The sequence below is a fragment of the Moorena sp. SIO3E8 genome, from assembly GCF_010692445.1.
Classification (GTDB): Bacteria; Cyanobacteriota; Cyanobacteriia; order Cyanobacteriales; family Coleofasciculaceae; genus Moorena; species Moorena bouillonii.
In genome coordinates, this window is record NZ_JAAHHM010000046.1 from 20,751 (window position 1) to 34,189 (window position 13,439).

Sequence of the window (13,439 nt, forward strand, 5' to 3'; positions counted from 1 at the left end):
CCCCTTGGCCAATCCCATCGGATCACATCCGGATTGGTTTGGAAACTTCTGACATAGGTGATTGAAATAGCCGTGGATAGTATTTCTGCGGCTATTTTTTTTTGTTTTGGAATATATAGAGAATTTAGAATAGAGAATTTAGAATAGAGAATTTAGAATAGAGAATTGGGAATCGGGAATCCAATACTGGTGGTTCAGTAAGCCTGTACTCCAACATCATCAAAGTATGATAAAATTAATAAATGGTGTTTCATAGCTATCAGGTATACAGGATTTTTTACCTCTTGCCTGCTCCCTACTCCCTACTCCCTACTCCCTGTTCCCTTTGCTATAAAAAAATGCAACTAGAAGACTATTTTGACTTCCTCAGTGTGGACGATATTCGTATAAAAGGCACAAGAATAGGAATAGAAACTATTCTCTATGATTATATCCATCGTGCCCGCACTCCTGAAGAAATTGCCGAAACCTATCCATCCCTAAATCTAGAACAGGTTTATGCTACTATTCTTTATTATCTACACAATAAAGAAATGGTCAGCCAATATGTTGCTGACTGGTTAGAGTGGAGTCACCAGCAACTGAAAGCACAGCAAATTAACCCCTCGACCTCTGCCCTGCGATTGCGGAAGTTGAGAGCAGAACGAAAAGTAATCAAAAAAGCTGATGACTCTCAACTATCTATTGGATGAAAATGTCAATCCTGCTTACAAAATCCAATTGACCCGGAATTCTCCTGATTTGGTGATGTGGATTGTTGGTGAACCGAATACTCCTGCAAGAGGAACGTTAGACCCCCAAATTCTGAAATGGTGTGACGAGTATGGTTTTGTGCTGGTAACAAATAATCATAAATCTATGCCTACCCATTTAGCTGATTATATTACAGAAGGGAATCACATACCAGGAATCTTTATTCTCAACACCAAGTTAAGTATGGGAGAAAATATTGATGAGCTGGTTTTTCTAGCTGAGGCATCTTTTGAAAACGAATATCAAGACCAAATTATTTATCTTCCACACAGTTATAGCGTTTAGCAAAGGTCTTTCGCCGATTGAGAAAGCTTATCTGGATCTAGACTCCACCAAATCAACGCGCAAGTATCGAGAACAATTTTCACACTTCTCCCCATTCTTCTGTCGTAGGAGTTGTTAAATCCTCAAAATACTTGACTTTACCGCGCATTTTTCCAAATAACTGTTCTGTTGAGGATAAATTACCGTATTTAGAAATTATCACCACTGGTTTGCCCCGATCAGTGACTACAATTTCTTCCCCTTCTGACTCTACAAGCTGCAATAACTCCAGCAGTTTGCTTTTCAGTATACTTTTGGAAATTGTTTTCATTTAGATACTATTGACGGACTTAATTAACATTATAATTATATCACATTTAAAGCGTTTTTAATAGCTATCAGGTACACAGGATTTTTTTCTCTTCCCTGTTCCCTATTCCCTGTTCCCTGTTCCCTAAAAAACCATAAATATGTACCTGGACAAAAATAAACCTCACTTCTTGATGCAAAGCGCGAGTGGGGGAAACCCCCTGTTCCGAAGCTGCATCGCTGTATTAACTTGTGTAAAGTTGCCAAAAATCGGTCTGCTCCCTGCTCCGAACGCGGGGCGCGTTCGGAGCAGGGACTTCGGAACAGGGAAGAGCGAAAAAATAGTGCTTACCTGATTAGACTAGAAACAGCTATAGTGCTAATATAAGCATTTGTTGCCTACTCCCTACTCCCTACTCCCTACTCCCTACTCCCTGTTTTCTTTGCTATATAAATGACAAACTACGAAATCGAAACCCAAGAATGGTGGGTAGAACGTTGGAATGACTTACTCAATTCCTATCGCTTCAAAAAGCGTTTGGAACGGGGACGTATCTATGCCAAAGAAGGCAATATTCTCAGTATTGACTTTCTAGGACCACAAGTAGTCGCCAAAGTTCAAGGAACTGCTCCGGAGCCCTATGAATTAACCATTTCCATCGAACCCTTTACCGAGGAAGACTGGAATTATGTGGTGCAAACCCTAGCAAGTAAAGCAATTTACTCAGCTCAGTTATTAGCAGGAGAAATGCCCCATAATATCGAAGAAGTCTTTACTGCCAATGGTTTAAGTTTATTTCCCTTCACCCTCTCCGACGTTCGTTCCCAGTGCAATTGCCCCGATCCCAAAAATCCTTGTAAGCATATCGCAGCAGTATACTATGAATTAGGCGATCGCTTCAGCGAAGACCCCTTTGTTTTGTTCCAGTTGCGGGGAAGCACCAAAGAACAAATCCTTGATGCCTTGCGTAAATTACGCAGTGGTCAAGCAGGGGAAACTTCCACCACAGAGCAGCCATCGTCAATTCCAAATCTCACGTCTGCTGATCAAAACCCTGATCAAAACAGGGAAAAGGGGGAATCAGTAATCGGCGATCCTGAAACCTCAGTCAATATTCAGCAATTTTGGCAATACGATCAGCCTCTCGATTCTTCCCTGGTGGTAATTGCACCACCAACAGATAGTGGAACAGTCCTCGATGTCTTAGGAACAATTCCTCTAGGAGCAGCTGACCCTCGTGTCATGCAGTATCTCAAAGGAATTTATCAGATAGTCAGCCAGCAAGCTGTAATTTCAGCATTAAATCGAGATAGTTAATAGGGTAATAATTAATTTCCTGTTGGAACTAATGTTCCTATTTAAGTTATCAGCATTCAGCTATCAGCATTCAGCTATCAGCATTCAGCTATCAACATTCAGCTATCAACATATGCTTATGATGGGCTTTTCCCCAGACTTTTAATTCTGTAAAATCTCGAACTATTAAATTATCCCAAATGAAGTTTATTTTAAGCATTAGGCTGACCACTGACCGCTGACCGCTAACCGCTGACTGCTGACCGCTTAATGCTAACAAGACTTCTGAGCAACACCCTTATACATATAGCCCATAATCTTAGGAAATTTTGGTTCATAAAACTCTTCTAACGTCAGAATCTGGAAGTGATTTTCAACCAGCTGTTTGATATTACGATTTAGATGACAGCCATCCGCAATAATCTTTTGTAAAGGGGTCAAGCGGTTTTGCCAAACCTGAACCTTAGACTCATCACTTATTCCATGCTCAATAAAAAAGAACTTTCCCCCTGGTTTTAGGACCCGATAAATTTCTTCTATAGCCTGATTTACTTTAGTAATACTGCACAATGTCCAGGTGCTAACTACACTATCGAAGCTATGGTCAGCCATCGGTAAACTTTCGCCATTCAGTACCCGAAAATCAACAGTAATTTCCGAGTCATGAATACGTTTTTTAGCTAATGATTCCATCCCATGATTAACATCAATAGTTGTAAGTTTTTGTAGGTGGTTGGGGTAATACCTTAAATTTAATCCTGTGCCAAAGCCAATTTCAAAGACTTCCCCAGACACCTCAGATAAAACCTCTTGACGATACTTGCTTAAGACCGGGTCAGACATAGCCCAGTCCATCAATCGGGGAAAAACCAACTCTGAATATACACTCATGATCCAATTACCTTGGGATAACCTTGAATTGGCACTCATGATCAATTATATATATAGCAAGTCTTAATTAGTTAAGTTACAAAGTACTGGGTTTTAGGGAGTAGGGAGTAGGGAACAGGGAATAGGTAAAAAATCCTGGAGAAACGCTATATAAATTATAGTAGTAAACATAAATATGAGCGTGCAGGCTACCGGGTGAAGTATGACAAGTATATTTGATTGGATTAATCAATTCCAAAATGCTTGGGGTGACAACTTCCAGGCGGTGGGTGATTTGGTTCTTTACGCCTGGATTATAAGTTTTGTCAATTTAGTCTTATGCGGGGGAGCACTGAACGACAAGTTTGGTATCCAACCCCGCACCTGGCTTGGGCTAGTTGGTATTTTGTTTTCACCCTTCTTGCACAAAGACTGGAAACACTTGATCGGAAACACTATTCCGTTCGCGCTCCTTGGCTGTTGGGTGTTGTTACGAGGAACGGATGATTTCTGGGTCGTGACCTTGGTGATAGTCTTGGTTGGTGGTTTGGCTGAATGGCTACTTGGTTCACCTAACACGGTCTCTTATGGCGCAAGCGGTCTAGTTTTTGGGTATGTAGCTTTTCTGATCGGACAGGGGTATTTAGAAGGTAACTCCCTGTTAGTCATAGGTTCTATCGCTATCGGTGGTGTCTATGGTTTTACACTCAGAGGTTTATTGCCTGGTGAAACAGGGATCTCCTGGCAAGGACATTTATTTGGCTTCCTAGCAGGTATGCTTGCAGCCAGCAATATGGATACGTTTCGGAATCTGTTTCTGTAAGCAAAGATGGGGCTAAAGCTTAAACCACTGTGGTCAGCTTACCCTTAATTGGGTGAATGGGTAGGGAGTCAGAGCAACTCTGGCTGGCAAACGGTCGGTTCGACCACAATCACCATCACTTCCGCTTCATTCTAGTCGGAGCCACCGCTCTCCCGAGCTGCCCATGATAAATTTACCCAGTTTTGAGGCTTACTGCTCAAATGGCCTGGCTCCTGGCCGTAGTTCCGGTAAAAAAAATCCCCGCTAGCGGCCAGACTAGCGGGGTGTGCTTTTCTCTTTGTGTTCTCAATTATTATTATTGGCCAATTAAGTATGATTTGGTGTTGGTCTAATGTCAATTTTTGGTGTTATTTCATATAAATTTTTATAAACTTGCTTGTTTTGGTCGATCTAGTCAATCTGAGCATCAGGTGATCTCGATCAAAAAACTCCACTAGCCTGATACTAGTGGAGGCAGGGTGTGTTATTCGTCAACTTCATCGTAGATATCCGATGTTTGTGATCTGGTTTGCTTAATGTATGGTTTTGTGTTTGATTTAGTTGTTGCTCAGCAGAATCTGGAGTATAGTTTTTATTTATATTATTATACTATAGCATGAAAATATTGTGGCTGTCAAGGGCAAAAAATCGGGAAGATCAGTAAGTTATAGTAATAGTTGCCTAAACTTGACTATAATTCCCTATGAGACAAATAGCCTTTTGTGCAGCACTTTCTGGTGAGGGATAACAGAAAAGCCAACTTGAAAGACTTGAGGTATGTGAGGGACAAAAAAATACCGAAAAGTCCAGAAGTATCGAGCCATTAAAACCTTGACAACTTATGAAATCATGACTCCTGGATAACGTTGGTTATGTGGAAATTAGGTTATTTAGACTGTTAAACACCACGATTATATCGTTATTCCCCATTACGGATTACCCTCTTAGCCGTAGCAAAAACCGTAACTAATGGAACCGAATTATCCTGAAATGGTCATATTAGAACAGGGTATTAGCAACGGAGACGATCAAATGAACCATCAAATACTTAGTCGTATAGCCACTGTTATGGCAGTCAGCATCCTGCTTACAGGTATATTGGGGTGTGTGTCGGAAAAAACCAATGCCCTTGACCCTCTGCCTAACTCCGAACCAAGGAAAGAATCAATGTCAGCTGACCAAAAACCAACTTTAGCAGTAGATACCAATCTTGTAGACGCTAATACTAAATTTGGCTTCAAGCTATTCTCAGAAATTCTCAAGCAGGACACTAACAAGAATGTTTTTGTCTCTCCCACCAGCATCGCCATTGCCCTAGACATGGCTTACAACGGTGCCAGCGGCGAGACTCAAGAGGCTATGGCAAAAGTCCTAGAATTAGAGGGATTGAGTCTAGATCAACTCAACCAGGGGAATAACGCCTTAAAAGCTAGCTTGGAAAATGCTGACCCTGATGTCCAGCTGTCCATTGCCAACTCCCTGTGGGCTAACCAAGGCATTGACATCAACCCCAAATTTATTAAAAACAACCAGGAATTCTACAAAGCAAAGGTCACAGAACTTGATTTTAGTAGTGCCAAGGCTGCAAAAAAAATTAACCGTTGGGTCAAAAATAACACAAACGGCAAAATCAAAACGATTGTCGAACGCACTCAAGGGGATGAATTACTTTTCTTAATTAATGCTATCTATTTCAAAGGCAGCTGGACCAGAGAATTCGATAAAAGTCAAACGTCTGATCAAGCTTTTTATATCTCTGATTTAAACCAAAAGCAACACCCAATGATGTATCAGTATGGGAAGTATCAGTACTATGAAAATGATGCCTTTCAAGCTGTAAGTATTCCCTACGGTAAAGAACGGTTGAGTTTGTATGTTTTCTTACCCCGTGAAGGGAGCAGCTTGGCAGAATTTCAACAACAACTCACAGCGGAAAACTGGCTACAATGGATGAAAGAGTTTAGGTCTCGGGATGGGTCAATTCGGCTACCCCGCTTTAAATTTGAATACGATATTAAACTCAACGATTCCCTAAAAGCTTTGGGGATGGATGTGGCGTTTACCGATAACGCTGATTTTTCTAATCTAACCTCTGAATCAGCAGCGATTAGTCAAGTCAAGCACAAAACCTTTGTAGAAGTGAATGAAGAAGGCACTGAAGCAGCGGCTGCTACTTCTATCGGTGTTGTTCCCACTTCGATTAGCATAGATCAACCATTTAATCTAGTGGTTAATCGTCCTTTTTTCTGTACTGTTCGGGACAATAAAACTGGAGCAATTTTGTTCATGGGTTCGATTGTGGAACCGTAAGCTATTAGCTATTGAATTAGTGTGAAGGTTGTTTGGTTAAAGGTTGAAAGTTAAAGGGTAAGCATGCAGCTATCAGCGAACAGCGTAGCGTCATCGGTGCTTTTGAATAAAATAAGCTGACCGCTGACCGCTGACCGCTGACTGCACCTCAAGTAGCGTGCGCGTAGCGCATATGCTTACGTTAAAGCTTCAAAAGATAACCTTTAACCTGGTAACCTAGTTAACCTTAGGCAGGTAGCTTGAATAGAATTGCATCCCAAATAAAGTATCCCTCACGTCCATATAATAGTGACGAGGGATCAGCAACACTCTGCTGACCAGAAGGACTTACTTTCTTAATTTCTGGATAATCGTTGTCCCACAACACTTTCCACTGACCAGAAACATCCAGTTCCTGCATTCCTAAATTTAACCCATAGGCAATGAGGTCTTCTTGGTTATTGCGCTCGAAGTTGATCGCATACAAGTTAGACTCGGAGGATCCTTTCACAACCGGTACCACCCCTGCTGGCTGATAGGGACCGTTGATCTGTGGCGAGACAAAATGGTACAGGCTGGAGTCAGTAATGGAGGCAGCGTCATCACCAAGTTGCTCAAGCCAACGGGGATCCACATGTTGCTTCATCACAGAGAAGAACATGTGCCACATTCCTCCTTTATAGTAAACGTGGCTTCGTTCACACTCGTAAAAGAGACCTTGCTCACCTTCATCGGTCATGAAATGAGGAAACAGGGCTGGTGGCAAGAGTGTATAGGGTCCTTCGAGTTGATCTGCTACTGCTAGACCAATACAGCCTTTCTTGGGTTGGGAATTTGTCTTGGCAGCAGCAGATAGAAACATCCAATACTTGCCTTCGTGAAAGATGGGGAAAGGATCCCGCAACTGGCGGTGACGTTGGTCTGGCATCAATGGATGGTCAGAGTAATCGTAGTATTTCTCCCAATCAAGAAATTCGATCAGTTGGGGAGCTTGCCAATCAATCTCGTGATTATCCCTAATGATTCCCTTACAGAAGCCAATATACTCATGAAGCAAATTAGGACGGTCTGGAGATCCACCGTAAAAGAAATACAGGGAATTTTCGTTTACCAACCGTAAGCTTCCTGCTAGAAGGCGAGAGCTTCGCCAGTAGTCATCCCGGTCTGGCTGAAACACAGGACCTAAGTGCTTAATTACAGACAAATCTTCACTAAGAATAGCCCCACCCATTTCCCCTCTCTGCCAAGGCACTCCCTCTAAATCCTTTCCTCCTTGAAGGTAAAGCAGGAGATATTTTGAGAGAGCTGTTTTACTTGGAGCAGGTTGATGAGGCGTTGTCTGGATGCTGATATCATGGTTGAACAGTTGCTCTAAGGTCGCAGCGTCGCTCCTGCCCTGATCGAGTTGTTGTATCATCAGCTTCTGCTTAAGATATTTTTAGTTTTGTTAAGGGAATATTACTTTATTAAATCAATGTATTATTTGTTTGACAAGAGGATCCATCAAATTCCAGGGATATGGGGCACAATCTAAGTATAAATACGGTTCTTCAGTACCTGCTATGCGCTCATTTCAGGTTAAAAAAATCATAAAGCTTACTATACAATGGTTCTGATTAATTAACAATAATTTCTAAATACTGCCTCTTTCCACTGCTCCGTTCGCGTAGCGTGGCCAACGGCCTCAGTCCCTACTTCCTGCTCCCTTCCTCAAAGTGTTAATTTAGCATAACAAGTACGGAAGAGCCATAAATACTTATCTTTTACCAAGAATTGGCGATCGCCAATTCTCCTTGATGATATGTATTACTAAGTAATACATTAAGGTTACACGCTTGATAGCCTAATCCGTAGGCGTTGCTTAATAATGGAATGATTTTAAGAGTAGGTGCGCGCCTCCAAGGCCGTGAGGGATTGCTCACGGCCTTGGGTCGCACCTGTAGAATGGGCATCTTGCCGTGGAATGGGCATCTTGCCGTGGAATGGGCATCTTGCCGTGGAATGGGCATCTTGCCGTGGAATGGGCATCTTGCCGTGGAATGGGCATCTTGCCGTGGAATGGGCATCTTGCCCGTTTCCTCTCCGCGCGGGCAGGATGCCCACTCTACTTATATTCATTCGAAGACTGACGCAACGCCAATCCGTAGGCTGGCTCATGCAAGTTTAGCATCGAGGTATAGCGCTACGCGCAAGTCATAAGGTTCTTGCGTCAGAAGTCAAAAGTAAGCTAGGACTAGGTTTCGGAGTTTAGGAGCGATGCAGCGCGGTCTTGGGGAGGCAGCGCGGTCTTGGGGGTTCCCCCCATGAGCGACTGCCGTGGTTTCCCCCATGAGCGACTGCATCAAGACAATGTCAAACATCTGAATGCGTAGTGCTATATAGGCTGAGATCCTATCTAGAGGGCGCAAGCCTTGGGCTCCTAAATTAGGGTTTGGCTTCGAGTTTGGCTTCGGGTTTTCCTTTCAACTGCGTAAGTCCTAGTGTAAGCATTCAGTGGTCAGTGGTCAGTGGTCAGTGGTCAGCGGTCAGCTAACGTAACAGAAATTAAAGCAATGCTTACCCGTTTTATTAAAAAGCTGAGAGCTGATAGCTGATAGCTGATAGCTAAATGCTTACATCCTAGTAATCTGACCTTAGTTAAAACTTTGTCTATGTCTTCACAACTTAAAGATTTGATTTGAATGGCAATTAATAAGCAATTTTACCAATGACATTTCCCCAACACTATTTGTTATCTTAGAATAAGTTTGGTAGTGATAGGTAAAAAAGCGAGTACAGACCTCGCTTAAATGCTGCTATAGCCTTAAGCTATTATCAAATAATATTAGGACTTACGTAGTAACTCTCTGATTATCTGATTAGAGGGTAAGTTATCATCAATTAAAACACTATACTTTGAGCGATCAACAGTGAGCGTATTTGCTGATAGCTTCTAACTCAAACTTTATGCCCGTCTAAAGTATAGATATAGTTTTAACTACTCTCAGTACGTAATTCCTCACTAGTTTAATGTATTCAGGAAAAAAAATACTTGGATACATAGACTATTGTTTAATCATTAGGCGTTGCTTCTATAAATTACACAATAATTAGTTAGATAGGATTTAATTAAGCGGTAAGGAATTTTACTTCCCTTACCCTACTACCGAATTATTACTTTATACTCTCTAGTTGACGCCTTAGTAAAGAGGCTAACTTTTCTAGGGAGTTAGTCACAGTTATTCACTAACTAATACTCTTACACAAAAGCAGGTAACTTATGCTTCCTAATCACAGTTTACAACTCTCAGATAAATGGATCTGGGACTTCTGGCTAGCTCAAGATATTTCCGACTATCACTTATTTTACTTGCAAGCTTCTAAGGATTTACCGGATCCAGAAGACCGACATTGGCATGTTTCATTTGGTCACGCTGTTTCTCAGGATTTACGGCACTGGGAGATTCTACCAGATGCTATGAAGCCTGAAGCTTATGGTGACGTGGATGAGTACACTAATTGGACTGGCTGCGTAATTCGTCATGATGGCCTGTGGTATCTCCCATACACCAGCACTGATCGCAAAGAGCAAGGAAAAATCCAACGCATCAGCCTTGCGACCTCCAAAGATTTAATCCACTGGGAAAAACATCCGAAAAACCCGGTGATCGAGGCTGATAGTCGCTACTACGAGAAGTATGATCTCGAGCACCCTGAGAAAAACCTTTGGTTCGATGAAGCCTGGCGCGATCCTTGGGTGTTTCAGGATCCAGAAACAGGGGAATTTCATGCTTTAATTACTGGTCGCGTTAACTATGGTCCTGCTGAAAGTCGGGGCGTGATTGCTCATGCCACTTCACAAAACCTGATTGATTGGCAAGTATTACCACCATTAACTGAGCCTATGACGTTCGGGACTATGGAATGTCCGCAAGTGGTTACTATCAAGGGGCGCTACTATCTGCTCTTCTCGATCCCCCCAGGAGAGTTTGTTGATAGTAACCTCACGGGAACGTTCTACATGGTTGCTGATCATCCTTTAGGACCATTTTCTGCTCCAAGGGCGCTCTGGGCTGATTCAGTGAAGCGGCTCTATTCCGGGAAACTGGTACAAGGTCCTGATCAGATCTGGTACTTTATGTCATGGCGTAATTTCGCTCTAGACGGGAGCTTTCTCGGCGATATCAGCGAACCTCTGCCGATCACAGTTGATGAGGAGGGCAATTTGATAGTGCTAGAACCAGCAATGGTTCATTAGACGTCTTCGGGCAGTCAGCAATAGGCAATCGGAAACGAGGAAGAGGAATTATAGCGGTTCTCAGTTTGATGAGGTACATACTAAATTTATTCCCTCTCCTCTGTCGGTTCTCACTTCCATAGACGAAATGCTTAAGGGGGCACGGCCTGTGCCCCTAAAATTAATATGGTCAGTAACCAATTACCAATTACCGATTACCGATTACCGATTACCGATTACCAGAATGAGTCTGCCTAACTGGATTACCTTTTCCCGCTTACTGGGGTTGCCCTTTATCTTATACTTCCTGAATCACCCAACTGACCAAAGCCGCTGGATTAGTTTAGGGATCTTTGTCCTTGCGGCTGGAACGGATTGGTTAGATGGTTATCTAGCTCGTAAACTGAACCAAATTACTGATTTAGGAAAATTCCTTGACCCGTTAGTGGATAAATTTTTGGTACTAGCGCCCCTACTAGCATTAATTGAGCTAGGTCAGGTACCCGCTTGGGGAGTTTGTTTGATTTTGGCACGGGAGTTAACGATCGCAGGTTGGCGAGTTAACCCCAAGTTATCCGGTAGCGCTAGCATACAGGGAGCCAATATCTGGGGTAAACTCAAAACCGTCAGCCAAATTAGTGCGATCGCACTTTTAATTGCTCCAACTCCCGACACCTGGATCATCCCATCCCTAGTCCTTTTCTGGCTATCGGTGGTCCTAACCTTAATCTCTGGCTTAGTTTACCTGTTACCCGCTAATATCTGGTCATCAACAGCAAAATCTACTTCAGCTTGATCCCGACCTGAACCGAGATAATCATTCTCAAAGGAATCCTTCAGTCCCGAAAGCAAATCATACTCCGGTTGCCAGTTAAGTTCAGTCAATGCCTTATGGATATCAGCAAAAAAGTGTTGTAATCGAAATGGGAAAGCCTTGCGCTTACCAAAATCAAACTGCTTCGGGTCATAATGCACGAGCTTGACCTCATCAGCCGACTTACCACAGGCCATAGCACAGGTTCGTGCTAAACCATCAAAGGTGACATAGCGTTCCCCGGACACATTGTAAATTTTACCAATCGCTTCCGGATTCCCCAATACTGCCGCCATTGCCCTCGCCAAGTCCTGACAATGACCTAACTGAGTAATGTGCATGCCATTACCAGGGATGGGAATAGTGCGATCGCGAACAATCCGGTCAAAAAACCAAGCTTCAACATCATTATAATTTTGGGGACCATAGATATAAGTTGGACGAATCGCGGTAAATGGCACCCCAAGTTCTTGTAGGTAAGCCTCAGTATGATGTTTACCCTTGTGGCGAGAATTGGGATCAACTGGATCTCCTTCGAGATGGGGTAACTGGTCAGACTTCAAATACACCCCAGCCGAACTCATATACACAAAATGCTGCACCCGGTCTTTAAAAATTTCCACTAAGGGTTGAGTATCACTCAACTCCCGACCATTATTATCGAAAATGCCATCAAACTCTTGAGACGATAACATTTCCTTGAGCTGATTGGGATCCTTGCGATCGCCATGAATCTGTTGGACTCCTGGCACTGGCGCTGGCTTATTACCCCGATTGAACAGCACCACCTCATGGCCCATCTCCACCAAAACCTTGGTTAAATAAACCCCAACAAACCGGGTACCACCCATGATTAAAATTCGCATGGTCACTAATTACTAAAAACTTTGATTCACTGATTTATTAATTACCTCTGGGCGGACTTTGTGCCTTCGTGGTTCTAAACCAAACCACCCATAGCATTGTCAGGACTTGGGCACTTACTCTACTAGTAGGGGCACCCTACTACCTAAGGGGGTTTGGTGCCCAGTTTTGGGTAAGTCCTGATACCTTAAAGTCGCAACTGAGTCACAGCAATATTACCCGAAAAACACACATCTACATCAGTACCAGGAGCGCGATCGCGTTTGTCATACTCCCCCTCATAATAGTAGTGATCCCCCTCCACACGATACTTTGTCGGTAACGGTTGAGTACTCGGTTCACAAAATACCACCTCTGGCTCAGGTGACCCCGGTTCCAAGTGAGGTAAATTCACATTCCAGTAAGTACCAGCAGCAATCGGACGATTCAACAAATCCGCCAACACCCTAGCTGTCCAACGACTCGCCACCTCCCAATTAATCACCCAAGGTTTTTTAATCCAGTGGGAAATCGCAATACCTGGTATCCCCTGTATCGCCGCTTCCCTAACCGCCGCCACTGTACCAGAAATGTAGACATCAACCCCCAAGTTACCGCCAGCATTAATACCTGACAGAACCCACTTTACCTCTGGTATAATATGTGATATTGCAAGGCGAGTACAATCCGCTGGGGTACTAGAAACTGCATACTCATAGTCTGACCGACGTTGGACGTGAATCGGTTTATATGTAGTAACCTGATGGCCACAGCCTGAATGATGCTCCTTCGGAGCGATAATTACAAAATTACCGTTACCGTTGACCGCTTGCTCTAGTGCTTTAATTCCGGGAGCATCTATCCCATCGTCGTTCGTTAGGATTATAGTCATTAGTTTAGTCGTTAGTGGTTAATCATTAACAGCTGAGTATGGGAAACGATCTAATCCAAGCCAAACTATCAAGGAATATCGAAACCGTAT

General features: G+C 43.0%; 14 protein-coding genes. 7 read left to right on the forward strand and 7 right to left on the reverse strand.

The window, feature by feature from the left end; translation table 11 throughout:
• Positions 1–338 precede the first annotated feature (338 nt).
• Both F6K46_RS19860 and F6K46_RS19865 read left to right on the forward strand, forming a co-directional pair.
• Positions 339–692, forward strand: coding sequence for a DUF433 domain-containing protein (locus tag F6K46_RS19860; protein WP_293044716.1), 354 nt, complete (start codon positions 339–341; stop codon positions 690–692).
• Positions 667–1,038 carry a DUF5615 family PIN-like protein gene (locus tag F6K46_RS19865; protein WP_293062641.1) on the forward strand — a complete coding sequence of 124 codons (372 nt, stop codon included), beginning with the start codon at positions 667–669 and terminating at the stop codon, positions 1,036–1,038. The genes F6K46_RS19860 and F6K46_RS19865 overlap by 26 nt, the downstream gene beginning before the upstream one ends.
• A 79-nt stretch (positions 1,039–1,117) precedes the next feature.
• On the opposite strand, the gene F6K46_RS19870 is transcribed toward F6K46_RS19865, so the two are convergent.
• Positions 1,118–1,348, reverse strand: a complete 231-nt coding sequence (locus F6K46_RS19870) for a type II toxin-antitoxin system Phd/YefM family antitoxin (protein WP_293062643.1) — start codon at positions 1,346–1,348, stop codon at positions 1,118–1,120.
• Positions 1,349–1,780: 432 nt separating this feature from the next.
• Between F6K46_RS19870 and F6K46_RS19875 the strand changes: the two genes are divergently transcribed.
• Positions 1,781–2,644, forward strand: a complete 864-nt coding sequence (locus F6K46_RS19875) for an SWIM zinc finger family protein (protein ID WP_293062645.1) — start codon at positions 1,781–1,783, stop codon at positions 2,642–2,644.
• A gap of 252 nt (positions 2,645–2,896) precedes the next feature.
• On the opposite strand, the gene F6K46_RS19880 is transcribed toward F6K46_RS19875, so the two are convergent.
• Complete coding sequence (locus F6K46_RS19880) at positions 2,897–3,514, reverse strand: class I SAM-dependent methyltransferase (RefSeq protein ID WP_075902118.1); 618 nt, start codon at positions 3,512–3,514, stop codon at positions 2,897–2,899.
• Positions 3,515–3,716: 202 nt separating this feature from the next.
• Between F6K46_RS19880 and F6K46_RS19885 the strand changes: the two genes are divergently transcribed.
• Both F6K46_RS19885 and F6K46_RS19890 read left to right on the forward strand, forming a co-directional pair.
• A complete protein-coding gene (locus F6K46_RS19885) occupies positions 3,717–4,316 on the forward strand; it encodes a rhomboid family intramembrane serine protease (RefSeq protein ID WP_075902120.1) in 600 nt (199 codons plus the stop codon).
• A 1,011-nt stretch (positions 4,317–5,327) separates the two neighbouring features.
• Entirely contained in the window at positions 5,328–6,605 is a 1,278-nt protein-coding gene (locus tag F6K46_RS19890; RefSeq protein ID WP_293062650.1) for a serpin family protein, read from the forward strand.
• Positions 6,606–6,831: 226 nt separating this feature from the next.
• Here F6K46_RS19890 and F6K46_RS19895 read toward each other — a convergent pair whose 3' ends face one another.
• The 3 genes from F6K46_RS19895 to F6K46_RS19905 form a co-directional block, all read right to left on the reverse strand.
• Positions 6,832–8,001 (reverse strand): glycoside hydrolase family 68 protein, encoded by a 1,170-nt coding sequence (locus F6K46_RS19895; protein ID WP_293062652.1) that lies wholly within the window; start codon positions 7,999–8,001, stop codon positions 6,832–6,834.
• Between the two features lie 346 nt (positions 8,002–8,347).
• On the reverse strand, positions 8,348–8,650 hold the full coding sequence (locus F6K46_RS19900; protein WP_293062658.1) for a hypothetical protein: 303 nt from the start codon (positions 8,648–8,650) through the stop codon (positions 8,348–8,350).
• Between the two features lie 150 nt (positions 8,651–8,800).
• Positions 8,801–8,926 carry a hypothetical protein gene (locus tag F6K46_RS19905; protein ID WP_293062661.1) on the reverse strand — a complete coding sequence of 42 codons (126 nt, stop codon included), beginning with the start codon at positions 8,924–8,926 and terminating at the stop codon, positions 8,801–8,803.
• A 917-nt stretch (positions 8,927–9,843) separates the two neighbouring features.
• Between F6K46_RS19905 and F6K46_RS19910 the strand changes: the two genes are divergently transcribed.
• Both F6K46_RS19910 and pgsA read left to right on the forward strand, forming a co-directional pair.
• Positions 9,844–10,821 (forward strand): hypothetical protein, encoded by a 978-nt coding sequence (locus F6K46_RS19910; protein ID WP_293062663.1) that lies wholly within the window; start codon positions 9,844–9,846, stop codon positions 10,819–10,821.
• Between the two features lie 223 nt (positions 10,822–11,044).
• A complete protein-coding gene (pgsA, locus tag F6K46_RS19915; protein ID WP_070394434.1) occupies positions 11,045–11,596 on the forward strand; it encodes a CDP-diacylglycerol--glycerol-3-phosphate 3-phosphatidyltransferase in 552 nt (183 codons plus the stop codon).
• On the opposite strand, the gene F6K46_RS19920 is transcribed toward pgsA, so the two are convergent.
• Together F6K46_RS19920 and surE are read right to left on the reverse strand one after the other, a co-directional pair.
• Positions 11,542–12,480, reverse strand: coding sequence for an NAD-dependent epimerase/dehydratase family protein (locus tag F6K46_RS19920; RefSeq protein ID WP_293062665.1), 939 nt, complete (start codon positions 12,478–12,480; stop codon positions 11,542–11,544). The two genes, pgsA and F6K46_RS19920, sit on opposite strands and share 55 nt — an antisense overlap.
• A gap of 185 nt (positions 12,481–12,665) precedes the next feature.
• Positions 12,666–13,349 carry a 5'/3'-nucleotidase SurE gene (gene surE / locus F6K46_RS19925; protein WP_075902245.1) on the reverse strand — a complete coding sequence of 228 codons (684 nt, stop codon included), beginning with the start codon at positions 13,347–13,349 and terminating at the stop codon, positions 12,666–12,668.
• Between the last annotated feature and the right edge of the window lie 90 nt (positions 13,350–13,439).

Coding starts and splice junctions, on each gene's coding strand:
- F6K46_RS19895 (WP_293062652.1), bottom strand. CDS start 8,001: ATGATACAACAACTCGATCAGGGCAGGAGCGACGCTGCGACCTTAGAG.
- F6K46_RS19920 (WP_293062665.1), bottom strand. CDS start 12,480: ATGCGAATTTTAATCATGGGTGGTACCCGGTTTGTTGGGGTTTATTTA.
- pgsA (WP_070394434.1), top strand. CDS start 11,045: ATGAGTCTGCCTAACTGGATTACCTTTTCCCGCTTACTGGGGTTGCCC.
- F6K46_RS19880 (WP_075902118.1), bottom strand. CDS start 3,514: ATGAGTGTATATTCAGAGTTGGTTTTTCCCCGATTGATGGACTGGGCT.
- F6K46_RS19900 (WP_293062658.1), bottom strand. CDS start 8,650: ATGCCCATTCCACGGCAAGATGCCCATTCCACGGCAAGATGCCCATTC.
- F6K46_RS19910 (WP_293062663.1), top strand. CDS start 9,844: ATGCTTCCTAATCACAGTTTACAACTCTCAGATAAATGGATCTGGGAC.
- surE (WP_075902245.1), bottom strand. CDS start 13,349: ATGACTATAATCCTAACGAACGACGATGGGATAGATGCTCCCGGAATT.
- F6K46_RS19860 (WP_293044716.1), top strand. CDS start 339: ATGCAACTAGAAGACTATTTTGACTTCCTCAGTGTGGACGATATTCGT.
- F6K46_RS19890 (WP_293062650.1), top strand. CDS start 5,328: ATGAACCATCAAATACTTAGTCGTATAGCCACTGTTATGGCAGTCAGC.
- F6K46_RS19870 (WP_293062643.1), bottom strand. CDS start 1,348: ATGAAAACAATTTCCAAAAGTATACTGAAAAGCAAACTGCTGGAGTTA.
- F6K46_RS19885 (WP_075902120.1), top strand. CDS start 3,717: ATGACAAGTATATTTGATTGGATTAATCAATTCCAAAATGCTTGGGGT.
- F6K46_RS19905 (WP_293062661.1), bottom strand. CDS start 8,926: ATGCAGTCGCTCATGGGGGAAACCACGGCAGTCGCTCATGGGGGGAAC.
- F6K46_RS19865 (WP_293062641.1), top strand. CDS start 667: ATGACTCTCAACTATCTATTGGATGAAAATGTCAATCCTGCTTACAAA.
- F6K46_RS19875 (WP_293062645.1), top strand. CDS start 1,781: ATGACAAACTACGAAATCGAAACCCAAGAATGGTGGGTAGAACGTTGG.